General features: G+C 50.2%; 22 protein-coding genes. 13 read left to right on the top strand and 9 right to left on the bottom strand.

Annotation, left to right across the window (positions count from 1 at the left end; genetic code table 11):
• Positions 1 to 90 precede the first annotated feature (90 nt).
• The 6 genes from EG028_RS12135 to EG028_RS12155 all read left to right on the top strand — a co-directional run bounded on the left by EG028_RS12135 (position 91) and on the right by EG028_RS12155 (position 6,487).
• On the top strand, positions 91 to 2,466 hold the full coding sequence (locus tag EG028_RS12135) for an alpha-ketoacid dehydrogenase subunit alpha/beta (protein WP_241559118.1): 2,376 nt from the start codon (positions 91 to 93) through the stop codon (positions 2,464 to 2,466).
• A gap of 102 nt (positions 2,467 to 2,568) precedes the next feature.
• Complete coding sequence (locus tag EG028_RS12140; protein ID WP_120516893.1) at positions 2,569 to 3,504, top strand: DnaJ C-terminal domain-containing protein; 936 nt, start codon at positions 2,569 to 2,571, stop codon at positions 3,502 to 3,504.
• A gap of 120 nt (positions 3,505 to 3,624) precedes the next feature.
• Positions 3,625 to 3,969 carry a hypothetical protein gene (locus EG028_RS12145; protein ID WP_120516892.1) on the top strand — a complete coding sequence of 115 codons (345 nt, stop codon included), beginning with the start codon at positions 3,625 to 3,627 and terminating at the stop codon, positions 3,967 to 3,969.
• A gap of 604 nt (positions 3,970 to 4,573) precedes the next feature.
• Positions 4,574 to 4,735 (top strand): hypothetical protein, encoded by a 162-nt coding sequence (locus tag EG028_RS27685; protein ID WP_162946488.1) that lies wholly within the window; start codon positions 4,574 to 4,576, stop codon positions 4,733 to 4,735.
• Positions 4,736 to 5,113: 378 nt separating this feature from the next.
• Positions 5,114 to 5,443 (top strand): c-type cytochrome, encoded by a 330-nt coding sequence (locus tag EG028_RS12150; protein ID WP_162946487.1) that lies wholly within the window; start codon positions 5,114 to 5,116, stop codon positions 5,441 to 5,443.
• Positions 5,444 to 5,533: 90 nt separating this feature from the next.
• Entirely contained in the window at positions 5,534 to 6,487 is a 954-nt protein-coding gene (locus EG028_RS12155; RefSeq protein WP_120516890.1) for a D-2-hydroxyacid dehydrogenase, read from the top strand.
• A 77-nt stretch (positions 6,488 to 6,564) separates the two neighbouring features.
• Here the strand turns inward: EG028_RS12155 and EG028_RS12160 are convergent, their stop codons facing one another.
• Together EG028_RS12160 and EG028_RS12165 are read right to left on the bottom strand one after the other, a co-directional pair.
• A complete protein-coding gene (locus EG028_RS12160; RefSeq protein ID WP_120516889.1) occupies positions 6,565 to 7,275 on the bottom strand; it encodes a YebC/PmpR family DNA-binding transcriptional regulator in 711 nt (236 codons plus the stop codon).
• A 136-nt stretch (positions 7,276 to 7,411) separates the two neighbouring features.
• A complete protein-coding gene (locus EG028_RS12165) occupies positions 7,412 to 8,860 on the bottom strand; it encodes an amino acid permease (RefSeq protein WP_120516888.1) in 1,449 nt (482 codons plus the stop codon).
• Between the two features lie 260 nt (positions 8,861 to 9,120).
• On the opposite strand from EG028_RS12165, the gene EG028_RS12170 reads away from it, so the two are divergent.
• The 3 genes from EG028_RS12170 to EG028_RS12180 all read left to right on the top strand — a co-directional run bounded on the left by EG028_RS12170 (position 9,121) and on the right by EG028_RS12180 (position 12,629).
• Positions 9,121 to 10,500: a dicarboxylate/amino acid:cation symporter gene (locus tag EG028_RS12170; protein WP_120516886.1), complete on the top strand. Its 1,380-nt coding sequence runs from the start codon at positions 9,121 to 9,123 to the stop codon at positions 10,498 to 10,500.
• An 83-nt stretch (positions 10,501 to 10,583) separates the two neighbouring features.
• Complete coding sequence (locus EG028_RS12175; protein WP_120516885.1) at positions 10,584 to 11,285, top strand: DedA family protein; 702 nt, start codon at positions 10,584 to 10,586, stop codon at positions 11,283 to 11,285.
• A gap of 93 nt (positions 11,286 to 11,378) precedes the next feature.
• The gene (locus tag EG028_RS12180; RefSeq protein ID WP_120516884.1) at positions 11,379 to 12,629 is read left to right on the top strand and encodes an MFS transporter; all 1,251 of its coding nucleotides are present in this window, start codon (positions 11,379 to 11,381) and stop codon (positions 12,627 to 12,629) included.
• A 12-nt stretch (positions 12,630 to 12,641) separates the two neighbouring features.
• On the opposite strand, the gene EG028_RS12185 is transcribed toward EG028_RS12180, so the two are convergent.
• From EG028_RS12185 to EG028_RS12200, 4 genes are all read right to left on the bottom strand, one after another.
• Positions 12,642 to 13,106: a MarR family winged helix-turn-helix transcriptional regulator gene (locus EG028_RS12185; RefSeq protein WP_120516883.1), complete on the bottom strand. Its 465-nt coding sequence runs from the start codon at positions 13,104 to 13,106 to the stop codon at positions 12,642 to 12,644.
• A 78-nt stretch (positions 13,107 to 13,184) separates the two neighbouring features.
• Positions 13,185 to 13,766, bottom strand: a complete 582-nt coding sequence (locus tag EG028_RS12190; protein WP_120516882.1) for a YceI family protein — start codon at positions 13,764 to 13,766, stop codon at positions 13,185 to 13,187.
• 193 nt (positions 13,767 to 13,959) lie between these two features.
• The gene (mdh, locus tag EG028_RS12195; RefSeq protein WP_120516881.1) at positions 13,960 to 14,898 is read right to left on the bottom strand and encodes a malate dehydrogenase; all 939 of its coding nucleotides are present in this window, start codon (positions 14,896 to 14,898) and stop codon (positions 13,960 to 13,962) included.
• Between the two features lie 119 nt (positions 14,899 to 15,017).
• A complete protein-coding gene (locus tag EG028_RS12200) occupies positions 15,018 to 15,515 on the bottom strand; it encodes a peroxiredoxin family protein (RefSeq protein WP_162946486.1) in 498 nt (165 codons plus the stop codon).
• Between the two features lie 162 nt (positions 15,516 to 15,677).
• Between EG028_RS12200 and efp the strand changes: the two genes are divergently transcribed.
• From efp to accC, 3 genes are all read left to right on the top strand, one after another.
• Positions 15,678 to 16,244: an elongation factor P gene (efp, locus tag EG028_RS12205; protein WP_120516879.1), complete on the top strand. Its 567-nt coding sequence runs from the start codon at positions 15,678 to 15,680 to the stop codon at positions 16,242 to 16,244.
• A 63-nt stretch (positions 16,245 to 16,307) separates the two neighbouring features.
• Positions 16,308 to 16,787 (top strand): acetyl-CoA carboxylase biotin carboxyl carrier protein, encoded by a 480-nt coding sequence (gene accB, locus EG028_RS12210; protein WP_120516878.1) that lies wholly within the window; start codon positions 16,308 to 16,310, stop codon positions 16,785 to 16,787.
• Between the two features lie 77 nt (positions 16,788 to 16,864).
• Positions 16,865 to 18,202: an acetyl-CoA carboxylase biotin carboxylase subunit gene (accC, locus tag EG028_RS12215; RefSeq protein ID WP_120516877.1), complete on the top strand. Its 1,338-nt coding sequence runs from the start codon at positions 16,865 to 16,867 to the stop codon at positions 18,200 to 18,202.
• A 277-nt stretch (positions 18,203 to 18,479) separates the two neighbouring features.
• On the opposite strand, the gene EG028_RS12220 is transcribed toward accC, so the two are convergent.
• The 3 genes from EG028_RS12220 to EG028_RS12230 all read right to left on the bottom strand — a co-directional run bounded on the left by EG028_RS12220 (position 18,480) and on the right by EG028_RS12230 (position 23,013).
• The gene (locus EG028_RS12220; protein WP_120516876.1) at positions 18,480 to 19,133 is read right to left on the bottom strand and encodes a hypothetical protein; all 654 of its coding nucleotides are present in this window, start codon (positions 19,131 to 19,133) and stop codon (positions 18,480 to 18,482) included.
• Positions 19,134 to 19,186: 53 nt separating this feature from the next.
• The gene (locus EG028_RS12225; protein WP_162946484.1) at positions 19,187 to 20,692 is read right to left on the bottom strand and encodes a TlpA family protein disulfide reductase; all 1,506 of its coding nucleotides are present in this window, start codon (positions 20,690 to 20,692) and stop codon (positions 19,187 to 19,189) included.
• Positions 20,693 to 20,817: 125 nt separating this feature from the next.
• On the bottom strand, positions 20,818 to 23,013 hold the full coding sequence (locus tag EG028_RS12230) for a glutamine synthetase III family protein (protein ID WP_120516874.1): 2,196 nt from the start codon (positions 23,011 to 23,013) through the stop codon (positions 20,818 to 20,820).
• 257 nt (positions 23,014 to 23,270) lie between these two features.
• Between EG028_RS12230 and purL the strand changes: the two genes are divergently transcribed.
• Positions 23,271 to 25,490: a phosphoribosylformylglycinamidine synthase subunit PurL gene (purL, locus tag EG028_RS12235; protein WP_120516872.1), complete on the top strand. Its 2,220-nt coding sequence runs from the start codon at positions 23,271 to 23,273 to the stop codon at positions 25,488 to 25,490.
• Positions 25,491 to 25,573 lie beyond the last annotated feature (83 nt).

Raw genomic sequence — 25,573 nt, forward strand, 5'->3', positions numbered from 1 at the left:
CAGGTCCCGGAGAGGCATTTACCCATTCATCATTTTCCCCTACATTTGTGCTTTAACAGGGACGGCATGATCGAAAACAACGAATTAGCTATGAATTTACAAAGCCCGTTATCATTTGAAGAGTTCCGCAGGGAAGTATTGAATGATTTCAGACTGGCTTGTATCAGCAGGGAAATCAGCCTGTTGGGCCGCCGGGAAGTACTGACCGGTAAGGCAAAATTCGGCATCTTTGGCGATGGCAAGGAAGTGGCGCAGATCGCAATGGCCAAATATTTTAAACCGGGCGATTTCCGTTCGGGGTATTACCGCGACCAGACCTTTGCGTTTGCCAGCGGTATTGCTACCGTGGAACAGTTTTTCTCACAGCTGTACGCCGATCCGAATATCGAAAATGACCCGTTTTCAGCGGGCCGGCAGATGAACTCTCATTTTGCCACTCCCAACGTGAATGCAAACGGTGAATGGATGAATCTTGCATCCATGAAAAACACTGCCGCGGATATGGCGCCCACCGCTGCCCAGATGCCCCGTGCGCTGGGCCTGGCCTATGCTTCCAAACTCTTCCGTGAAGTGCCGGAACTTAAGGAATACCAGCATCTTTCCCATGAAGGGAACGAGGTTTGTTTTGCCACTATCGGCGACGCCTCTACGAGCGAAGGCCATTTCTGGGAAACCGTCAATGCAGCGGGCGTTTTGCAGGTGCCGCTCGTCATATTCGTATGGGACGATGGTTACGGCATTTCAGTACCTAGAAAATACCAGACCACCAAAGGCTCCATCAGCGCGGCCCTGGAAGGTTTCCGCAAAAGCGAGGACTCCAATGGTCTTGAAATATATAATGTAAAAGGATGGGATTATGCAGGTATGTGCGAAGCTTTCGAAGAAGGCATCCGCAAAGCCCGCGAAACGCATGTACCCGTGCTTTTCCATGTGGAAGAGATCACCCAGCCGCAAGGCCATTCCACTTCCGGCTCCCACGAGCGTTATAAAAGCAAGGAGCGCCTGGCCTGGGAAAAAGAATTTGACTGTAACCTGAAGATGCGCCAGTGGCTGCTGGAAAATGCGCTGGCGGATGAAAAGATCCTGCAGCAGATTGAAGCCGAAGCCAAAACCATTGCGCAGGACGGCCGTAAAAAAGCCTGGGACAAATACATTGCGCCTATCAAAGAACAGGTGCAGGCATTCCTGGGCCACTGCCAGCAGATCGTGGATGAAGGCCGCGGAGAAGTAGACTTCGTGAACCACACCATGCAGGAGCTGGCCGCCAACCGCGAGCCGCAACGCAGGGATATCCTGAAAGCCGCCGCCGGTATACTGTTCCGCCACCCGCGTAATTTCCCGGGCGCACTGGAAGAATTACAGCTGTTTTATGACAACCAGCTGCTGATCGAAAAAGAAAACTACAATACCTATACATACGCCGCCGGTCCCAACTCAGCGTTGAACGTGGAGGAAGTGCCCGCTATTTATGCGGACGATGCTCCTTCCATCAACGGCTATGAGGTGCTGAACAGGTACTTCGACCAGCTATTCTCCCATCACCCGCTGGTATTTGCTTTCGGGGAAGATGTGGGTAAGATCGGAGATGTAAACCAGGGTTTTGCCGGGCTTCAGCAGAAACACGGCAAGCTGCGTATTGCGGACACCGGCATCCGCGAACTCACCATCATGGGGCAGGGGATAGGCATGGCTTTGAGAGGGCTGCGCCCGATCGCGGAGATCCAGTACCTGGATTACCTGCTGTACGGCCTGCAACCTCTGAGCGACGATGTGGCTTCACTGCAATACCGTACCAAAGGCACACAGTTCTGCCCGATCATTGTACGCACACGCGGCCACAGGCTGGAAGGCGTCTGGCATTCCGGTTCACCTATGGGGATGATCATCAATTCCCTTCGCGGGATGCATGTATGCGTGCCTCGCAATATGGTGCAGGCCGCCGGTATGTACAATACTTTATTAAAGGCAAACGAGCCGTCCATCGTGATCGAAGCGCTGAACGGCTACCGCCTGAAAGAAAGGCTGCCCGAAAACCTGTATGACTTTACGGTACCGCTGGGTATCCCGGACGTGCTGCATGTTGGGTCGGATATCACGATCGTATCTTACGGTTCCACCCTTCGCATCATCGAAGAAGCGATGCATATCCTTGAGGCGCAGGGTATCTCCTGTGAGCTGATCGATGTTCAGACCCTTCTGCCTTTTGATATTGAGCATTCCATTGTGGAATCGCTGAAAAAAACAAACCGCATACTTTTTGTAGATGAAGATGTGCCCGGTGGCGGAACGGCATTTATGTACCAGCAGGTAATGGAGAACCAGGGCGGCTATCGCCACCTGGATGTGGCTCCCCGCACGCTGGCAGCACAGCCGCACAGACCTGCCTACGGTTCCGACGGGGATTATTTCTCCAAACCGAATGTGGAAGATGTGGTAAAAGTTGTAATGGAAATGATCAGGGAGTAGCAATCCTGCACATAAATTTTTTATGCTAGCGCCCCCTGTATAACCTGCAGGGGGCGTAATTTTTTAACAAGCGGCTTCAATTGACTGTTATTATATACGAATATGGAATACAAAGACTATTATAAAATACTGGGCGTGGACAAAAAAGCCGCCGCCGCCGACATCAAAAAGGCATACCGCAAACTGGCCGTAAAATACCACCCGGACAAGAACCCGGACGATAAGCTGGCGGAGGAAAAGTTCAAAGAGCTGAATGAGGCATACGAGGTGTTGGGTGATGAGGAGAAAAGAAAAAAGTATGATGAATTTGGCGAGAACTGGAAGTATTATGAGCAGGCGGGCCAGAATGGCGGGGACTTTGACTGGGGCCGGTGGAGGGCGTCGCAGGGCGGCAGGCAGCAACAGCAGCAGTACGAGGACATGGAAGGGATGTTTGGCGAAAGCGGGCAGTTCTCCGATTTTTTTGAACATCTTTTTGGCGGCGGTTTCAGGGGCCGCGGTCAGCAGGGAAGGCCCCGTAGCCGCCGTGGTGCTGATCTCCAGGCTACTATGCAGGTAGGCCTGGATGATGTGTACACCGGTGCGACGAAACAAATAGAAGTGAACGGCCAAAAGCTGAACCTGAAAATAAAACCCGGTACTTACAATGGCCAGGTGTTGCGGCTAAAAGGAAAAGGCCGGCCGGGGCAGAACGGCGCAGAATCCGGCGATCTGCTGATTGAAATCGGTATCGCTCCGGATGCGCGGTATGAGTTGAAAGGGAAAGACGTGTATATGGATGTGCCGTTGGATATGTATACAGCTGTTTTGGGCGGTAAATTGCAGGTAGCTGTACCGGGAAGCCCGCTACAGCTCACTATTCCGGCGGGTACAGACAGTGGCCGACTGTTCCGGCTGAAAGGAAAGGGGCTTCCGGCGCCTGAAGGCAGTAAAGATGTGGCCGGGGATTTGTACGTGAAAGTGATGATCACTGTGCCGAAAGGGTTGAGCGAGCAGGAGAAAGAGTTGTTTGCAAAATTGCAGGAGCTGAAGAAATAAGGGAAACCCCGCAGGCATCTAAACGGAGCGGACCTGGAGAAGATTGTACGGATACGGAATTGTGATGAACGCTTGCGGGCACAGCACTTTTTATGAAAGTAACCTGAAAATCTTACGAATATGTTGCAGTCAATTGATTACCTGGACGAAATACTGGAACAGCAGCACCGGGCGGCCCGTGAGATGGAGCCGGTCTTTTATGCCAGTGAGTTGCTGGAGGCTTTGGGCTACCGGCTGAGTGAGGCGGCAGGGGCTTTGGACCGGGCGATGCAGGCTTGTGCGGCATTGCATATCCCGGTGGAATTGAATTTCAGGAGGACGTATTGTTGTAATACGGCGGGTATGGAGGCGGATTGGTTGTTAAGCGGATTGGCGGGATATTTCCTGGTGGTGAACTGCGATCCCCGCCACCCGGCGGTGGCCCGGGCACAGCTGCATCTTTTAAGGAAACGTTATTCATTTTAATTCATATCAAACTAGTTATCAATAAATTGTTTGTTCATTTACCTTCTTATATTCATTCCCCGTTCATTGTACCGTCATACTTCCGTGGGATAGTGGAAAAGAATAAATTGCAATTCATTAACAAAAACGAAATTGCTTAGACGGTTCAAATAGGCTGAAAACGGGGGCCGTTCTCTACGGGGCGGCCTTCCTTCAGTTTTTCTTTTTCCTTTGAAACAGTGTGTATTTTACCATAGTAAGCAGATTGACATCTTAACCATCATCCTTTGATAACTATTATTAGTTCGGAAACCGGGGACTTGGTTTTTAAAAATTGTTTAACCATCATCCTTTGATTGCTGGCGGAAAGTCAGAAAAAACAAGTCCAGGTTTTTTTACCTCATTACTCCGAAGCATTTTTTCTCCACTTTAGCTATTTTTCAAGCATGAGCGTGTGTTTGGTAATCCGTTTATATGCATACATGCAGACATCTGAGGGTAAAAATGCAACCAAAATAAATGTAACTGAATTATGGAAGCCAGATGTATCAGGTGCAGCACTATTGTGCATTCTCATAAGAAGCTTTCTGAACTTAAATGTAAATGCGGCGGGCAGCTCCAAAGAATGAAATTCATTAGGCTCATTGAAGGCACGCACCCGCTCGGCAGGGAACATAACCTGGAATTGAACGGCAAACTGTGCTACGGCACTTACCGTTCGGTGTTTGGCAACTTCGTGATCGACCGGGTCAATAATACTTTCCAACGCGTTAACCTGTTGCGGTAAGTTTTCTGATGCAGGTAATCCCTGTGTACTTCCGGTGGTCTATTATTCACCGGCTAACAACCAGCCATCGCAGGAGGACGCAGGGTTCCCTGCATTGCCTTTCCATTAACCCCTCATCGTACAAATTTTTTGGCTATTTGTGCCCCGAAGTCATCCAGGCTTGTGGTTCCGGTATTACTTAATATTATTATCGTAGAACCATCCCCCGGCACATGGAACAGCATACATTGCGCACCCATGATCCGCCCGGGCAGTTTCACTATGGTGAATTTTTTATTGCGCAATAACGAATCGCCTTTCCCGGTTGTCGGTTTTGTTCTATTTCCCGGGCCGCTGCTGTCTTTTCTTTGTTATATCAAATCAAAAAAAGACACCGCTATGAAATACAATCGCCACTTCGTTATCATCTTCCTCGCGCTCCTCGCCGGCATGACTATCATAACAGGCAGCAGCTTTAAAAACCGTGCAGACCAACCAGCCGGGGCCGGAGACGTGCTCTATAAAAAGAATTGTAAACAATGCCATGGGAGCGACGGCACCAGGGGGATGTTCGGTGCCAAAAACCTGAAACTCAGCGGGCTGGAAATCCCGGCTATTATCCGGCAGATACGCCAGGGGAAAGGTGTGATGCCATCTTTCAACAGGAAATTCACAGAAGAGGAACTGACTGTTCTCGCCGGGTATGTGAAAAGCTTAAGACAGCCGTAAATACTGCTATGCATCTCTGCTGGTTCTGCCGATTGTTACCTTCCATTCCCGGAATTGTTTATTTTTATCCCTTCACCATTTCCTGTTCCCATGAACATTGTAGTATTGGACGGTTATACGCTCAACCCGGGAGACCTCAGCTGGGAGGCACTTCGGGCTCTGGGCAACGTAAAGATATTTGACAGGACGCCGCCGGAGCAAGTGGCCGAACGCGCCAAAGGGGCCAACGTTGTACTCACCAACAAAGCGATCATCAATGCGGATACGATCAATGCACTCAGCGATCTGCAATATATCGGCGTGATGGCCACGGGATATAATGTGGTGGACATCCAGGCGGCATCGGCAAGGAACCTTACCGTGGCCAATGTTCCGGCATATAGCACTGCATCTGTGGCGCAGCTTACTTTCGCGTTGCTCCTGGAGCTTTGCCAGGGCGCGGGCCGGCATTCGACCAGCGTACATAAAGGCGAATGGGCCGGTTCGCAGGATTTCAGCTACTGGAAAATGCCGTTGACAGAACTACAGGATAAAACTCTTGCTATTATTGGTTTTGGACAGATAGGGAAGGCCGTGGCCAGGATTGCCATGGCCTTTGGTATGCGTGTGATCGCGAGCCATAAACACCCGGAAAGGGACAGGATGGAGGGCGTGACTTTTAAGGACCAGTCCACTTGTTTTCAGGAAGCGGATGTGGTATCGCTGCACTGCCCGCTGAACGCTGAGAATAAAGGGTTTGTAAATACGGAACTGCTGGCGACGATGAAACCGTCGGCGTTCCTCATCAATACCAGCCGCGGCCCGCTCATCCGGGAAGATCACCTGGTGGAGGCGCTGAACAATGGTACTATCGCAGGCGCAGGGCTGGACGTGCTCACAGTGGAGCCACCAGCAGATGACAACCCCTTGCTTTCCGCAAAAAACTGTGTGATCACCCCGCATATTGCCTGGGCCAGTAAAGAAGCCCGCAGCCGGCTGATGGACAAGGTGGTGTCGAATATAAAAGCGTTCCGGGAAGGGAAGCCGGTGAATGTAGTGACGTGAGGGTGGATAATCCAAAGATCTCCATAAAAAAGGCCGGAAAGCAATGCTCTCCGGCCTTTTCTGGTATAAAAAATTGATTATCTCAGATTGTGGAACACCTGCTGTACGTCGTCATCCTGCTCCAGGCGGTCAACCAGCTCCAATACTTCTTTTGCCTGTTCTTCGTTCAGTTCCACCGTATTTGCGGGAATGCGTTTCAGCTCCGCGGTGATCACGTTCAGCCCTTTTTCTTCCAGCGCTTTCGCCATATTGCCGAATTCGGTGAAAGAAGCGCGGATGATGATATTGCCTTCGCTGTCTTCCCCGATCTCTTCCAGGCCAAAGTCGATCAGCTCCAGCTCAAGATCTTCCAGGTTCTGGCCTTCATTTTTTATTTTGAACTCACCGATACGGTTGAACATAAACGCAACGGAGCCGCTGTTCCCAAAGCTGCCGCCCAGTTTATTGAAGTGCATACGCACGTTTGCAACGGTACGGGTGGTATTGTCCGTTGCGGTTTCCACCATTACGGCAATGCCATGCGGTGCATATCCTTCGTACACTACTTCCTCATAATCCGTTTTATCCTTACCCATTGCGCGTTTGATCGCGGCTTCCACACGGTCCTTCGGCATGTTCACACCTTTGGCGTTCTGGTAGCAGCGGCGCAGCGCGGGGTTATTCTCAGGGTCAGGTCCGCCGTTCTTTACCGCAATTGCAATTTCTTTACCGATCCGGGTAAACTGTTTGGCCATGCGGTCCCAGCGGGCAAACATGGTATGTTTTCTTACTTCAAAAATACGTCCCATAAAATGTTGTAGTTATACCTTCTGAGGCTATACCCCAAAGACGGGTGCAAAAATATTAAATTCCGGGCATTTCCCTGCCCCTGAAACAAAAATCCCGCCGGATGACCGGCGGGATTGAGTATGATATGAGGGGAATTTATAAATTGTTCCCCAGTTTACTTTTGTTTTTGCTGTAGGTAAAATATACCAACATGCCGATGCCCATCCATACTGCCAGGCGGATCCAGGTGTCCAGCGGCAGGGAAGCCATCAGTGCGATACATATCACGATGCCGATGATAGGCAGCACCGGAACTAAAGGCACTTTAAAAGCTCTCGGGATTTCCGGGTTGGTTTTTCTCATCACGATCACGCCGATACATACCAGCACGAAAGCGAAGAGGGTACCGATGCTTACCATTTCACCCACGATCCTTACCGGTACAAATGCGGCAAACAGGCTCACGAACAACATGAACAGCAGGTTGGATTTGTAGGGGGTACGGTATTTAGCGTGTACCTGTGAGAAAACTTTCGGCAGCAGACCGTCCAGGGACATGGAATAGAACACGCGGCTCTGGCCCATGAGCATCACCAGGATCACAGAGGTATAACCTGCCAGGATGGCGAGGATGATAGCCTGCTGCAGCCAGTGGTAAGGCGTTTTGGCGATAGCGATTGCCACGGGAGCAGCGCTGTCTTTAAATTCGGTGTAGTTTGCCAGACCGGTCATTACGTGCGCGAACAGCACATAAAGAATGGTACAAACGGCCAGCGAACCAAGGATGCCGATAGGCATATCCTTCTTCGGGTTCTTGGCTTCCTGCGCCGCGGTGGACACAGCATCGAAACCGATGAAAGCGAAGAATACCACAGCAGCACCGCGGAACACGCCGGAAATACCGAAGTGGCCGAAAGCGCCGGTGTTAGCAGGAATATAAGGATCGTAGTTCGCAGGGTTTACGTGGCTCCAGCCTACTGCAATGAAAACCAGTACCACGGCTACTTTCAGCGCTACCAGCAATCCGTTCATAAAGGCAGATTCTTTGGTGCCGCGGATCAGCACGAGGGACAGGAATACAATGATCAGTACGGCGGGGAAGTTCATAAAACCATTCACTACGGAACCATCCGTGAGTGTGACCGTTTCAAACGGCGAACAGGTGAACTGGGCTGGCAGGTGAATGTTCATGGAGTGAAGGAACTTCACCAGGTACTGGCTCCAGCTGATAGATACGGTAGCCGCGCCAAGGGCGTACTCCAGCACAAGGTCCCAGCCGATGATCCAGGCGAGAAACTCTCCCATGGTAGCGTAGGAATAAGTGTAGGCACTTCCGGCAATAGGGATCATGGAAGCAAATTCCGCGTAACAAAGTCCTGCGAAAGCACAGCCTATCGCACCGATCACGAATGAAAGCGTAACGGCGGGGCCTGCATTGTTAGCAGCAGCAAGACCGGTTAAAGAAAATAATCCGGCGCCTATGATGGCGCCAATTCCCAAAGCAACTAGGTTGGCAGCGGATAGAGATCTTTTTAAGCCCTTTTCATTTTCGTTGGCTTCAGCCATCAACTGGCCGATGGGCTTTTTGACAAAGAGTCTACTCATACGATGATGTTGTGGTTGATACTAGCTTGTTTAGATTTTTTTTAACAGATCGTCAAATATAGTATCTAAAATCATAAAGCAGTATTTTATTTTACTGGTGCCCGCTTTAAGGGCTAAGGCCCGGCTGCTCAAGGGGTTGCGGCCGTCTGTCAACATTTGTGTGAACTTTGCGACTATAACCTTATTTTTGGACAATTTTTTACCCGTGGGGGGCCAGGGCTGGTTCCTCATGTCCAACAAAAACTAAATCACCTCTCTCAATGAACAAGAAACTGGCAGCCCTTATTGCGTTGATCACTTTTACTATCGTTGCAGGCCTTCATACGCTGGACCACCTGGATTGGCTGACAATTTCCCCCGTTGTACTGATGGTGTTCCGCTGGATAGCCGTGGCCACCGTGATCTGGTTTGCCGTCACCAAAAAATCCCTCACCACCTGGATACTGGTAAGTATGGTGATAGGCGCGGAGCTGGGGCACGATTACCCAGCCATTGCCGTGAATTTCCAGGTGCTGAGCAAGGTTTTCCTTCAACTGATCAAGACAGTGATCGCGCCACTCCTGTTCGCCACGCTGGTGGTGGGCATCGCCGGCCACTCCGATATAAAGCAGGTAGGCCGCATGGGCTGGAAGTCCCTGGTATATTTTGAGATCGTTACCACCATTGCATTATTTATAGGCCTTGCGGCGATCAATATCAGCCAGGCGGGCGCCGGCATCAAAATGCCACCTGAAGCCGTGCACGAAAAACTCCCTGAGACCAAACCGCAGACCTGGCAGGATGTAGTGCTGCACGTATTCCCGGAGAATATCGCGAAATCCGTTTACCATGGCGAGATACTGCCCATCGTGGTATTCAGCGTGATCTTCGGTATATCGCTGCTGCTGGTGAAAGAGAAGTTCCGCGGGCCGATGCTCGGTTTCTGCGAGAGTTTGTCCGAAGTGATGTTCAAGTTCACGAACATCGTCATGTATTTCGCCCCGATAGGGGTTGGTGCCGCTATCGCCTATACGGTGGGGCATGGAGGGCTATCCATCCTGGGTAATCTTTTGCAGCTTCTCGTTACATTATATGTTGCGCTGGCGGTATTTATCCTGGTCGTATTCGTGCCCGTGGCGCTGATCATCAAGCTGCCCATCGGCCGGTTCATCCGGGAAATTTCCGAGCCTGTGTCCATCGCCTTTGCCACTACCAGTTCGGAATCCGCCCTTCCCAAAGCCATGGAAGCCATGGAAAGAATGGGCGTGCCCCGTAAAGTGATCGCGTTTGTAATGCCCACCGGGTATAGTTTTAACCTGGACGGCTCAACCTTATACCTCGCCCTTGCCTCCGTGTTTGTAGCACAGGCGGCCGGCACACCGCTTAGCGTGGGCCAGCAGATCATTATGGTATTTACCCTGATGCTCACCAGTAAAGGCGTTGCGGGCGTTCCCCGTGCCACCCTGGTAATTATCCTTGGTACCATCGCGTCTTTCCACCTGCCCGCCTGGCCGGTATTCCTCATTCTTGGTATAGACGAACTGATGGACATGGCCCGTACCTCCGTGAATGTGATCGGCAACTGCCTGGCCACCGCGGTGATCGGGAAATGGGAAGGGGAAGTGGACTTCCAGAAGCTGCCCGCTGAAACGAAAGCCTAGGGCCTATCTCGGGTAAATATTAACTTACTGTTGACATTAAAAAGCTTATTTTTAGCCGCTCTAACTATATATTAATCATCAGCATGGATCAGATTATTGAATTTTTTAAGCACCTGATAGACCCGAAGTGGATTATTGCGCATGGCGGATTGTATCTGATCTTAGGGATCGTGTTTGCAGAAACCGGCCTTTTTGTAGGATTCTTTTTGCCCGGAGATTCCCTGCTTTTTGTGGCGGGTATTTATGGGCAGGAGTTAAGCGATCACTTCTTTAATGTTCCTTTTGTAGTGATCATGACCATGATCGCCGTAACCGGCGTGATCGGGAATATGGTGGGATACTGGTTCGGGAAAAAATCCGGCCCCCTTTTATTTAAAAGAAAAGACACCTTCCTTTTTAAAAAGAAACACCTCTGGCAGGCCAAGGAGTTTTATGATAAATATGGCGGAGGCGCTATCTTCATTTCCCGCTTCCTGCCCGTAGTGCGTACCTTTGCGCCGATCGTGGCCGGTATTGTGAACATGGAAAGGAAGAAATTTATGTTCTGGAACGTGATAGGCTCCTTCTGCTGGGTGTTTTCCATGATGCTCGCAGGCCATTACCTGGATAAAGCCTTCCCCAACCTGAAAGAACACCTGGAATGGATCATCATTATTATTATAGTGATCACGACCCTGCCGGTGGCCATTAAGTTCATTTTCGGGAAGTCGCCCATCCACAGTCATTTCGACGAATTTGGGAACCCGATTGAGCAACCGCCAGTTAAAGAAGAAATAAAATCATAAATTGTTTTGATATTTAAAGAGACGCAACTAATTTGCGTCTCTTTCCTTTTTAGGGAAGTTCTGTATATCAACCTTAATAAATTCACGTCCTATATGAATTCCGCCAACAAACCGGTCCGGCTGCTGAACGCCGCAGTGATCGTAGCTTCCCTGGGTTACTTCGTAGATATTTACGACCTCCTTCTTTTTGGAATTATCCGTATCAAAAGCCTGCAATCCCTGAACCTGACCGGCGAAGAGATAGACCGTGTGGGCATGTGGCTGATCAATATCCAGATGGTGGGTATGCTGATAGGCGGGATCATCTGGGGCATCCTGGGCGATAAAAGAGGCCGTTTGTCCGTACTGTTCGGCTCCATCCTGCTGTATTCCGTGGCCAATGTGGCAAACGGGATGATAGGCGGGGACAATGCCATCATGTGGTATATGATCTGGCGTTTTGTGGCGGGCCTTGGCCTGGCGGGAGAGCTGGGCGCAGGCATCACCCTGGTATCCGAAGTGCTGCCGAAGGAAAAACGTGGACTGGGCACGATGATCGTGGCGAGTGTGGGTATTTCCGGAGCAGTGGCGGCTTATTTTGTATCGGAATATTTCGGGGACAACTGGCGGATCTGTTATTATATTGGCGGCGGGCTTGGCCTGGCCCTGCTCATCCTCCGCATCAGCGTGGTGGAATCCGGAATGTACAATAACCTCAAAGCATCCAGCAGCGTGAGCAGGGGCAACTATTTCGCTTTTTTCACCAATAAAGAAAGGTTTTTCCGGTATCTCAAATGCATCATGATCGGTATCCCCACCTGGTATGTGGTAGGCATCCTCATGACCTTCTCCAATGCTTTTGCTGAAAAGATGGGCGTGCAGGGAAAAATTGATCCGGGAAAAGCGATCATGATCTGTTATGCCGCGCTCACCTTTGGCGACCTGGCGAGCGGCTATATCAGCCAGCTGATGAAAAGCCGTAAAAAAGTATTGTATATCTTTTATACGCTCGTACTGATCAGTGTGATCTGGTACTTCAATGCATATGGCTACACGGTAAGCGGGTTCTATACCATCTGCGGGATCATGGGCTTCAGTGTGGGCTTCTGGGCGATATTTGTAACGGTGGCCGCGGAACAGTTCGGCACGAACCTCAGGGCTACGGCGGCTACTACTGTACCGAACTATGCGAGAGGGATGCTGCCGGTGATTTCCCTGGTCTTCGGCGGCCTGCAAAGCGCCGGCCTCACTTACCTGCAAAGCGGCCTTGCTACCGGTATCCTCTGTATCGTACTGGCTTTTGCATTTGCTTTCACCATGGAAGAAACATTTGGGAAGGACCTGGACTACGTGGAGGAGGCATAAACCTCCACGCATTTACGGGTAAGCGCTCAGCATCTTGTCCAGCAGCTTGTTCAGCTGCACCACTTCCTTGTCCGTCAGGGAGTTTTTTAACATGTCTTCCAGCGCGTAGATCTCTTCATCGATCACTTTCAGCAGCTGCAGGCCTTTGGGGGAGATTTTCACGTCCACTGCCCGGCGGTCCGCCTCGCAGCTTTTGCGTTCTACCAACTCCGCTTTTCTTAACCGTTCCACCAGGCGGCTCACATCGCTCATTTTATCCAGCATCCTTTCCTTCAGCGTATTGATGCTGGCGGATTTTGGATGCTGACCGCGAAGGATGCGCAGTATATTGAACTGCTGCATGGTGATATCATACTTTTTGAAAAACGTCTGTTGCTTCGAAATGATCCAGTTCCCCACAAAAATCAAACTGACTAGGCTTTTATGGTGTTCACTGGTAAAACTTTTATTGGCTATCAATTTTTCGATATTGGACATATGCGGCAAAAAATATTACGCAATTTAATTGATAAGGGGATATAAAACGTAATTGCTAACGCTTTCATCCTGTATGTGTTATTGTTTGATGAGTTCAAGTTTAAGTTCAATATTGACCATTTTGTCCACCACCATGCCGCCGGCTTCGGTCATTTTATCCCATTTGAGGTTGTAGTCGAACCGGTTGATATAAGTGTTCGCTTTGAAGCCTGCCCGCAGCTTGTTTGCCGGGTCTTTGGCTGTTCCCCCGTAGGTAACGTTGAATTTCACGCTTTTGGTTACATCTCTTATAGTCAGGTCTCCCTCCAGCAGGTACTTTCCTTCGGTGATCCGGGTGAAGGACGTGCTTTTGAAGGTCATTTTCGGGTATTTTTCCGCATTCAGAAAGTCATTGGATTTCAAATGGTTATCTCTTGGATCGTTGCCTGTGCTGATACTGAATACATCTACGCTGAAAGTGATCGTGGCATCTGAAAAGTCCGGTTTGGCGGCTTTCAGTTCCCCTTCAAAATTTTTAAAGTTGCCCTCTACTTCTGAGATCACGAGGTGCGTAACGGAGAAAGCCACTGAAGAATGATCCCGGTCAACCTTCCATGTGGCCGCCTGCGCGCCGGCTAAAAGCGGGCTGTACAGCAGCAAGGCAAACAGTAGCTTTTTCATGATATGGCTTTTGGGATGACACGTATAACAGTTCTATTCCTTTCTAAAAATATGGTTCACAATCTGATAGGCCCTCTGTCGGGTCAAAGTTACGAATATCGGCTGTTATAACAGCAAACGGCTGGTTAACCCGGAAAAACAAAAAGCACCCGCCGGAAGGCGGATGCTCTTATAAATTGGAACTGCCTGTAAATTAAGCAGGTGTTTTCATGTTGTCCAGCACGTCCATCACTTCCTTCACGTGTTTGGCGGAAGTTTCCAGCAGTGCTTTTTCTTCGCCGTTCAGGTCCAGCTCGATGATCTTTTCGATGCCGGTTTTGCCCAGCACCACGGGTACGCCGAGGTAAATGTCTTTCAGGCCGTATTCGCCGGTGAGCCATGCGCAAACGGGGAAGATACGTTTTTCGTCTTTCACGATGGCTTCCACCATCTGTGCCGCAGCAGCGCCGGGAGCGTACCATGCGGAAGTGCCCAGCAGGTTCACGATCTCACCGCCGCCCACTTTGGTGCGCTGGATGATCGCTTCCAGTTTGTCCGCGGCTACCAGTTCGGTAACAGGGATGCCTGCTACGGTGGTGTAGCGGGGGAGGGGTACCATGGTATCGCCGTGGCCGCCCATCAGGATAGCCTGGATGTCTTTGGGGGAGCATCCGATCTCATCTGCCAGGAAAGCGCGGTAGCGGGCGGTATCCAGGATACCTGCCATGCCGAATACCTTGCTGCTGTCTTTTTTGGCAGTGAGGTAAGCGCAGTATGTCATTACATCAAGGGGGTTGGAAACCACGATGATAATGGCATCGGGAGAATATTTGGTAACGTTCTCGGTAACAGATTTAACGATATTGGCGTTAGTAGAGATCAGATCGTCGCGGCTCATACCAGGTTTGCGTGGCAGGCCGGAAGTGATCACCACCACATCGCTGTTGGCGGTTTTAGTGTAGTCATTGGTTACGCCTGTCACTTTCGTGCTGTAATAATCAATGGGGGCTTGCTGCCAGGTATCCAGGGCCTTTCCTTCTGCGGTGCCTTCCTTGATGTCAAGCAAAACTACCTCCTGCAGAAAATCTCTGTGGGCCAGCACGTTAGCGCAGGTTGCGCCCACATTTCCAGCTCCTACAACAGTAACTTTCATCGTATCTGAGTATTTTAAAAAGGTGAAGAATTATTTGGGAAACAAAAATAGGGTATCGGATCGTTAATTTCGGCGGAATCTGCTAAATTTTCCCGATCCGTTACCGCTGCCGGGAAAATTTACAAGTGCTTTAACAATGTGTCCAGTTTAACGGTACCTTCGTACCCTGCCTGGAATTTGTGTTTTTTGTTGTAGGTATAGCAGCCGGGGAAATTTTTCAGGTCGTAATAAGCCAGTATCTGGCGTGTGGGTTCGGCTGCCATGATGATATTCGGGTATTTCCCGATGTGATATTCATCGTACCAGGTCTTCATCCGGTCCAGCCTGAAGGGCGTTACCATGAGGAGCGTGGTTTTGCCGAACTTATCGATGTTCTTCAGGATGTCCTGCGTCATGTGAGCACAATGATCACATTCCACGCTGAACACGAATACGAGAACAGGTTTATTTTTGGGAAGATCGTTCTTGGTAAAGCTCTGGCCGCTGTAAAGCAACATTGGCAAGGGTGAAATGATGGAATATTGCTTAAAAGGCGGGATATTTGCCGGATCGTTCGTATTGGATTGGGCTTTGAGCAATGCAGGAAGGAGTAAAAACAAGCAGAGCCATCTTCTCATATTCATATTTTTTAATTAATAAAGTGATATACAGATCGTGTATGTTGCACCAAAACTATACCGCTTTTGTGGGAATTCCGGTAAGTTTTGTTTGTTCATATGCGAAAATTTTTACTTTTGCAATCCTAATGTAAATTTTTAACTTTAAATCAGTGACCTTTTATGGCTACCACCGCAGATATCAGAACAGGATTAATCATTAAGCTGGATAACAGCTTGTATTCTGTTGTAGAGTTTGGTCAGAACAAAACCGCCCGTGCAGCTGCAAAAGTATGGGCAAAATTGAAGGGCGTTGACAATAGCCGTTCCATCGAGCATACCTGGAACTCAGGCGATACCATTTACCCGGTGCGCGTAGAGAAAAAACCATTTCAGTTCCTTTATAAGGACGATAGCGGATATAACTTCATGGACAAAGAGACCTTTGAGCAGATCATTGTAGCGGAAACGCTGGTGGATGCACCGCAATTCCTGAAAGACGGCGATGAAGTGGCTATTTCCATCAATACAGAAACTGAACTGCCGATGGGCGTTGAGCTGCCTGATAAAATTGTGCTGAAAGTAACTTATTCCGAGCCCGGTATGAAGGGCGATACAGCTACCCGCACCCTGAAACCTGCAACTGTAGAGGGCGGCGCTACCGTGATGGTTCCCCTGTTCGTAAACGAGGGCGAACTGATCCGCGTAAACACCAAGACAGGTGAATATATCGAGAGAGTAAAAGAATAACCATATTACTTACATTTCTTTCATTAGCGAACCAGCAATTACTAAAAACCAAAAACTGTCTACATGGACTTTAAACAGATTCAGGAGCTGATTAAAATGATCAACAAATCAAACATCAGCGAACTGAGCATTGAACAGGACCAGTTTAAGATTACAATAAAGCAAAAGGAAAGCGAAGTACAGCAGATCGTAACAGTACCGGCGGTAACGGCGGTTCAACCCGTGGCAATGGCTCCCCAGCCCGCTGCCGCTCCTGCGCCTGCCGCCGCTGCTCCTGCTGCCGCTGCCGCGCCTGTAAATACCAACCTCGTCACTATCAAATCCCCCATGATCGGTACTTTCTACCGCAGCGCCGGCCCCGATAAAGCGGCATTTGTAAGCGTGGGCGACGATGTAGCACCTGGAAAAGTGGTTTGCATTATTGAAGCCATGAAACTGTTTAATGAAATCGAGAGCGAAGTAGGCGGAAAGATCGTGAAAGTGCTGGTGGACGACGCATCCCCCGTGGAATACGATCAGCCCCTGTTCCTGGTAGAACCGTAACTCTTTAATAGCGGTGGAAGGTTGTAAGGTTGCTTGCAACCTTTTCCTTTTTTCGATTTTTAACCTATAAGAAAAACATGTTCAAAAAGATACTCATCGCCAACCGTGGCGAGATTGCCCTGCGGATCATCCGTACCTGTAAAGAGATGGGGATCAAAACAGTGGCAGTGTATTCAACCGCTGATAAAGACAGCCTGCACGTCAGGTTTGCCGATGAAGCCGTGTGTATTGGAAAACCACAGAGCAGCGACTCTTACCTGAATATACCGCACCTCATGGCCGCAGCCGAGATCACCAATGCCGACGCCATCCACCCGGGATACGGCTTTCTCGCTGAAAATGCCCGCTTCGCGGAGATCTGCGGCGAGCATGGTATCAAGTTCATCGGCCCCACCCCGGAAATGATCCGGAAAATGGGAGATAAGATGACGGCCAAAGAAACCATGATCGCCGCGGGCGTACCCGTTATCCCGGGCTCCGAAGGCCTGCTGGAAAGCGTGGAACAGGCTAAGATCATTGCAAAAGAGATGGGCCTCCCCGTGATCATGAAAGCCACCGCCGGCGGCGGCGGTAAAGGCATGCGCGTGGTATGGGACGAAAGCGAGATCGAGAACGCATATACCATGGCCAAAACTGAAGCCAAAGCGGCTTTCAGCAACGATGGCATCTACATGGAAAAATTCGTGGAAGAGCCCCGTCACATCGAGATACAGATTGCCGGCGACCAATATGGCAAAGTGTGCCACCTCAGCGAGCGTGACTGCTCCATCCAGCGCCGTCACCAGAAACTGGTGGAAGAATCACCTTCTCCCTTTATGACGCCCGAACTGCGTGAGAAGATGGGCGAAGCTGCCATCAAGGCCGCCAGCGCCATCAACTACGAGAGCGTGGGCACCATCGAGTTCCTGGTGGACAAACACCGCAATTTTTACTTCATGGAAATGAACACCCGTATCCAGGTGGAGCACGGCGTGACCGAAGAAGTGATCAACTTTGACCTGATCAAGGAACAGATCAAGATTGCTGCGGGCATTCCTATTTCCGGAAAAAATTACACCCCGCAGATGCACGCCATCGAGTGCCGCATCAACGCGGAGGACCCATATAACGACTTCCGTCCTTCCCCGGGTAAGATCACGGTGCTGCATACACCGGGCGGCCACGGCGTAAGGGTGGATTCGCACATCTATGCCGGTTACGTGATCCCTCCTTATTACGATTCCATGGTTTCCAAAGTGATCGCCGTAGCGCAGACGCGTGAAGAAGCCATCAACACCATGGAAAGAGCACTGAGCGAGTTCGTGATCGAAGGCGTGAAAACAACTATTCCGTTCCACCAGCAGCTGATGCAGGACGAGAACTTCAGGAAGGGAAACTTCACCACCAAATTCACCGAAGGTTTTAAACTGCAGTAACAGCAGTTTTCCCGATACTAAAAAAGGCTTCTGCGTTTGCAGGAGCCTTTTTTGTCGGATGTCACCCATTGCGGGCCGGTATGCGCCGTTACAGCGCGGGTTGCTGGATGAAAATGCCCGGTAACAGCCGGCACGTTCTGTACATAACAAAAAACAGGCCACCCGGGGGCAGCCTGTAATTTTAAACCTTAAAACCTTTTCAAAATAAAAATATCACGTATTGTATGCTGATGAAAAGCATGCCGCCTGAACCATTGGGCGGCACCAGTTCAGTTCATCAAAGATTCTCGGCGGCAGGCGCTTTTTTCTTCCTGTCTTTCATACCTTCTTTCATTCCTTTCATCCTTTCTTTCTCCCAGGTTTCATATTTGCCATAATTCTCGTCTCCCAGGGCTGTTTTGATCTTCTGCTGCCTTTCGTCCTTCAGGGCCTTCATTTTGGTCTTTTTTTCATCTTTATCAAGACCCCTGAGTGCCATCCCCTTGGCCATATATTCCTTGTTGATGGCTTTCAGTTCTTCGACCTGGCTGTCTGTAAAGCCCAGTTCTTTCGCGGGCACTTCGCGGGGACTTTTACCTTTTTTGCCGGATCTGTGTTTGTAACGATCGGCTTTGGCCATCATCTGCTCGCGGTTCTGCTGCCATTTGGCATATTGTTCCGCATCCAGCACCTCTTTGATCTTACCGCTGCGCTCGGCTTGCAGGGCGTCCAGCTTTGTTTTCTGGTCCTCTTTGCTCAGGCTTTTATTTTTCCTGATGTCCTGCGTGCTTTGCATGTAGGATTTATTGATATCCTGTAACGCCAGTGATTGTTTGTCGCTCAGTTTAAGGTCCGCATTGGGCCTCACTTTCATCTTCGTTTTCACCGAATCCTGCGCGTAACCGGTATGTACGGCCAATGCCAGGAAAATCAACAATAAGGTTTGCTTCATTTTAAACGATTTGCATAATAGACTGTCCCGGAGGCCGAAAGTTTAATCAGGCTTTACAGGAGGTCTGTGATCGCTTTTACGGCTTCATCCGGCTGGCTGGGCCGGGGAGCCTGGTTAGTCACGTATTTTCCTTCTTTGTCTATGATTATATACGTAGGCCAGCCCCCATACAGATACTTTTTTTCAAGAATACCCTGCTGTTCGCGCGGGAGGTTGTAGTGAACAACATTGTCACCCACCAGTTTATGCTGTTTGATGGCGCCTTTCCAGGCTTTTTCCACGGAGTTGTTGGCGAGATATACAAATACTACATCTTTCCCTTTCAGGCGTTGTTTGAGGGCGGGTACGTAATTCATCTGATCCCGGCAGGGTGCGCACCAGGTGCCCCAGATATCCATATAGATCACTTTTCCTTTGTACTGACCGGCGATGTGCGCCAGCATTTCTTCCGCCGTTGTGAATTCGGGCATGGAAGTTACCAGGCGGGTATCTTTAAGCATACTGTCATCCTGTGCAAGTTTCAGCAGCGCATTGTTTTTGGCCATTATTGCCGCACGGAGGAAAGGGTTCTTTACTTTGCCCTCAAATGTTTCGATAGCTGAGGGCTCCAGTGGCATGGAGGTTTCCAGTGTCCTGTTCACGTCCCAGGTGTACGTTATTTCCTTTTCCGCGGGGTTTGTTACCAACAGCTGGAAGACGGAATCCGTATTACGGCTTTTAACGCCTGATGCCACGGTGTAGGCGTAAGATTTCAGATCCCGGAGCATAGTCATGTAATCGCCGCTGTAATAGCCGGCGGATTGCACAAGGGTTCTTATAGAATCAAGCGTTTCCATGTAGTCGGGGCTGAAAGCATCTTTTTTCTGTTCCCGGAGATTATAGGAATACTGCGAAAGGCCGCTGGTCGCTTCGCAGCGGAGATCTGCCGCCAGGTATTGTTTGGCCCGTGGCTCCATGGGATGGTTTTGGGCATATTCATCCAGGAAACGAAGGTCGTTTTTTAGTTTGAGCATCACACTGTCCCTGTAAACCAGGTCTGATGTAATGGTATTGCGCCATTCCGACTGTTCACGGCTCGTGCGCCTTGTGAGCTCACGTTTGAACAGCCTTACGCTGGTATGGAAGCCGGCGTTAGCGCCGTCAAAACGGGTTTTGGTTTTGCGGGAAAACCATTCTTCACGGCTTTTATCCGTGAAGTCCGCGGGTCTTTTGTAATCGTCCAGATCTGCGTACAGCCTTATGGTTTCACCCGGCAGGCCGATGGTCATTTCGGAAATGCGGCCCCAGTCGAGGTATAGTTCACCGGCAGTGGGAAAGGGAACCGTGAGGCTGAACTTCCCGGAAGGGTCAATGGGAGTGGCGTATTTTTTCTGATAGGAGCTGGTCCAGTCAAAAACAGTCAATACGAACTCATCTTTAGGCTGATGGTTGTAATGATCGTACTGCCCGATGATGGTAAGGGAATCATTCTTTAATTCCAGCGGGGCCGGGGCTTTCTGCTGGGCGGAACATAACAGGGAACCAAGGCAAACGGCTAGGGTACTGATGGATTTCAACATATAAAGAGTTTTAATGAGCACAATATACGAATATTTCGTAAATAGGAAATATTTCGTAGGGTAATTTAAAAAGAACCCCCGGTGAATACCGGGGGCCATCATACACCAAAACAATCTTACGGTTTTTATCGCAAGAAAAGCAGCTCTCTGTATTTGGGGAGACCCCAGATTTTGTCATCAACCAGGAACTCCAGTTTGTCGGAGTGGTACCGGATCACATCAAAGTAAGGTTCTTTGATTTTCTCACAGTAATCGATCGCTTTCTGACGGCTGTCTTCCAGCTTGTTAACCACTTTACGGGCCTCGATCATCGCCTGTACATTCTCACTGATGACATTTATGTGTTCAGATATTTTCGTTGCAATCTGGCGTTGCGCTTTGGAAGCGTCATCACCAAAACCGGCATCTTTCAAACCTTTGATATTGATCAGCAGCTCATTCTGATACTTGATAGCTGCGGGCAATACGTGGTTGGTAGCCAGGTCGCCTATTACGCGTGCTTCGATCTGCACTTTTTTCACGTAATCTTCCAGGAGGATCTCGTGACGTGCATGCAGTTCTTTTTCGTTGTAAACGCCGGTGCCTACGAAGAGGTCGGTGGATTTTTTAGTAACGAACGCGTCCAGTGCTTTAGGAGTGGTTTTTACGTTCTGCAGGCCGCGTTTTTCGGCTTCTTTAGCCCAGTCTTCGCTGTAACCGTCGCCTTCGAAGAGTACCTTCTCAGATTCAACGATGTATTTGCGCAGGGTCTGCATGATCGCGATTTCTTTTTTCTCGCCTTTTTCGATCAGGCTGTCCACTTCTTTTTTGAAGTCAGCCAGGGTCTTGGCCATGATGGTGTTCAGCACGGTCATAGCGGAAGCGCAGTTTGCGGAAGAACCCACGGCGCGGAACTCGAACTTGTTGCCGGTGAAGGCGAACGGAGAAGTACGGTTACGGTCGGTATTGTCCAGCAGCAGTTCCGGAATGTGGCGGTGCAGGTCCAGTTTCAGGATAGCTTCGTCCTGTTCGTCGAATTTGTTATTTACGCGGCTTTTTACTTCCTGGAGTACTTCATAGAGGTATTTGCCGGTGAATACGGAGATAATTGCGGGGGGAGCTTCGTTTGCGCCAAGGCGGAAGTCGTTGCTCGGGGTGGCGATGGAAGCACGCAGCAGGTCTGCATAATCATGCACAGCCTTGATGGTGTTCACAAAGAAAGTGAGGAACATCAGGTTGGTCTTCGGTGTTTTACCGGGAGCCAGCAGGTTCACGCCGGTATCGGTAGCGAGGGACCAGTTGTTGTGTTTACCTGAACCGTTGATGCCTGCGAAAGGTTTTTCGTGGAGCAGTACTCTCAGTTTATGGCGTTTGGCCACTTTGCTCATCACGTCCATCAGCAGGGAGTTGTGATCCACAGCGATGTTCACTTCTTCGAAGATGGGAGCGCACTCGAACTGAGCGGGAGCCACCTCGTTGTGACGGGTCCTTAAAGGAATACCCAGTTTGTAAGATTCCTCTTCGAAATCGCGCATGTAAGCGTATACACGCTCAGGAATGGCGCCGAAGTAGTGGTCTTCCAGCTGCTGGCCTTTTGCGGGAGCGTGACCTACAACGGTACGGCCTGCAAGCACCAGGTCAGGGCGGGCGTTAGCCAGACCTTCGTCTATCATAAAGTACTCCTGTTCCCAACCAAGGGTAGCAGTTACTTTGGTTACGTTTTTGTCGAAATAGTTGCATACGTCTACCGCAGCTTTGTCCAGGGCGGACAGTGCTTTCAGCAGGGGAGCCTTGTAGTCAAGGGATTCGCCGGTGTAAGCCACGAAGATGGTAGGGATGCAAAGGGTTTTACCCACGCCCTGCTCGATGATGAAAGCAGGAGAAGAGGGATCCCATGCTGTGTAGCCGCGTGCTTCGAAAGTAGCGCGGATACCGCCGTTAGGGAAGCTGGAAGCATCGGGCTCCTGTTGTACCAGTGCGTCGCCGTCGAAGGTTTCGATGCTGGTGCCGTCACCTTTAATAGTGAAGAAGGAGTCATGTTTTTCAGCGGTAGTGCCGGTAAGGGGCTGGAACCAATGGGTATAGTGGGTCACACCTTTCTTCATTGCCCATTGTTTCAAACCGGAAGCTATCTGATCGGCCATCTTACGCTCGATCTTGTTACCACCTTTAATAGAGTTCATCAGGCTCTTGTAAGCCTCATCACTCAGGTTTTCCCGCATTGCTTTGCCGGTAAAAACATTGCTGCCGAACAAGTCTGTAATCTTGCCATTCAGTTCGGGCTTTACTTTGAAGTCAACGCCGGTAAGATTCTCCAGCGCTTGAAAGCGTAACGATTGCATGATGTGAAAAATTTTAGTACAAAAGAACGCCTCTTTGGGTTAAAATGCAAGTTGTTTTCCACTTTTTGATCAAAAAATTGCATTTCTCGTCTAAAAACGCTATATTTTTAATTTTTGGCCAAATATTTGGCATCTCGCTCCCCTGAAACTGATATATTAAAAATAATATAATGCATATAACCGTATAAACTCTCTTTGTTGTCAATTGCCGGAAATCTATGTAGTTTTGCATCTTCTTTTTAAATCTTCATCAATTCATGCAAACCACAGTAGAAACCGCCGAACAGTTAGGACTTACAGCAGACGAATTTGAACGCATAAAATCCATCCTGGGCCGCACTCCGAATTTCACAGAACTGAGCATGTACTCCGTTATGTGGAGCGAGCATTGCAGCTATAAAAACTCTATCGTGTGGCTGAAAAGCCTCCCCCGTGAAGGCGGCAGGCTGCTGGTGAAAGCCGGTGAGGAAAACGCCGGCCTCGTGGATATTGGTGATGGATGGGCCTGTGTATTTAAGATCGAGTCCCACAACCACCCCTCCGCACTGGAGCCCTTCCAGGGAGCGGCCACAGGGGTAGGCGGCATCCACCGCGACATCTTTACCATGGGCGCACGCCCCATCGCAGCCCTCAACTCCCTGCGTTTTGGTAATGTCAACGACAAAAAAAATCAGCATCTCCTGAAAGGTGTGGTAGACGGCATCGGCCATTATGGCAACTGCTTTGGCGTACCCACCGTGGGCGGTGAAGTATATTTTGAAGACTGCTACGGCACCAACCCCCTTGTGAACGCCATGAGCGTGGGCGTGCTGAAAGTAGGCACCATGGTGTCCGCCACCTCTTACGGTCCGGGCAACCCCGTATTTATCGTAGGCTCCGCTACCGGCAAAGACGGTATCGGCGGCGCTTCCTTCGCTTCCGCTGATATTACCGAGGAAAGCGCGAAAGATCTCCCGGCTGTTCAGGTAGGCGATCCCTTCCAGGAAAAGAAACTCCTCGAAGCCTGCCTGGAAGTGGTGAAAACCGGTGCCCTGGTAGGCATGCAGGATATGGGCGCTGCCGGTATCACCTGCTCCACCGCCGAAATGAGCGCAAAAGGCGAACACGGCATGAATATCCACCTGGATAAAGTGCCCACCCGCCAGCAGAACATGAAAGGCTGGGAAATGCTGCTTTCCGAAAGCCAGGAGCGTATGCTCATCGTGATCCACAAAGGCCGTGAAAAAGAAGTGCTGGACATCTTCGACAAATGGGACCTCCACTGCGTACAGATCGGTGACGTGACCAAAGAGCCCGTCCTGCGTTTCTATATGAACGGCGCGCTGGAAGCGGAAGTGCCCGCGGAGAGCCTCGTGCTGGGTGGCGGCGCTCCCCAGTATCACCGCGCTTACGTAGAACCGAAATATTTCGAAAAGATCAAACAATACGATATCCACAACATCCCGGATATCACCAAACCTAAAACAGTAGCGGAAAAGATCGCGCAGCTGCCGAACATCGCTTCGAAACGCTGGGTATATACCCAGTACGACAGCATGGTAGGCACTGCAAACGCGAGCACCAACGCCCCCAGCGACGCGTCTATCGTAGTCGTAAAAGGAACCCGCAAAGCGCTGGCCGTAACCACGGACTGCAACAGCCGCTACGTTCACGCGGATCCCCATACCGGCGGGCAGATCGCGGTAGCCGAAGCAGCACGCAACATCGTGTGCAGCGGCGGCGAACCGGTGGCGATCACCAACTGCCTGAACTTCGGTAACCCCTACGACCCGGAAGTATATTACCAGTTCGTACACGCTGTACAAGGCATGGGTGAAGCCTGCCGTAAGTTCAACACCCCGGTGACCGGCGGTAACGTAAGCTTCTACAACCAGAGCCCCGACGGCCCGGTATATCCTACCCCCACCATCGGTATGCTCGGTGTGCTGGACAGCATGGACCAGCGCATGACCCTCGATTTCAAACAGGCCGGTGACCTCATTTACCTGGTTGGCCGCAGCTACAATGATATCAGCAGCTCAGAATACCTCCACAAGCTGATCGGCGTGGAATTCAGCCCCGCCCCCCATTTTAACCTGGAAGAAGAGCTGCAGCTGCAGCAGGCTGTCGCCAAACTGATCAGCGCGGGACTTATCCAGTCCGCGCACGACGTAAGCGAAGGCGGCCTGTTCACCACCCTGCTGGAAAGCTCCATGGTACGTGGCCTTGGTTTCGACGTGGCTACGAACAAACAGTTCCGTAAAGATGCTTACCTGTTCGGCGAATCACAAAGCCGCGTGGTAGTGAGCGTGAGCCCGGTGGACAAAGAGAAGTTTGAAGCCCTGCTGCACGGCCTGGTGGATGCTTCCGACCATTCCGTTCGGTATGAGAAGATCGGTACCGTGAAAGGGGAGAACATGGTAGTGGATGGCGAAGACTGGGGCGCTGTTTCCGGGTGGAAAGTGAAATATGATACCGCGCTGGAGAATCACCTTTAATCATCAGCACAATGCATAAAGAAAAAGACCACCTTACCGGGTGGTCTTTTTTATTGATATTATATTAACCAATATCGTAGTCG

This window comes from Chitinophaga barathri, from assembly GCF_003807585.1.
In the GTDB taxonomy this organism is placed as follows: Bacteria; Bacteroidota; Bacteroidia; order Chitinophagales; family Chitinophagaceae; genus Chitinophaga; species Chitinophaga barathri.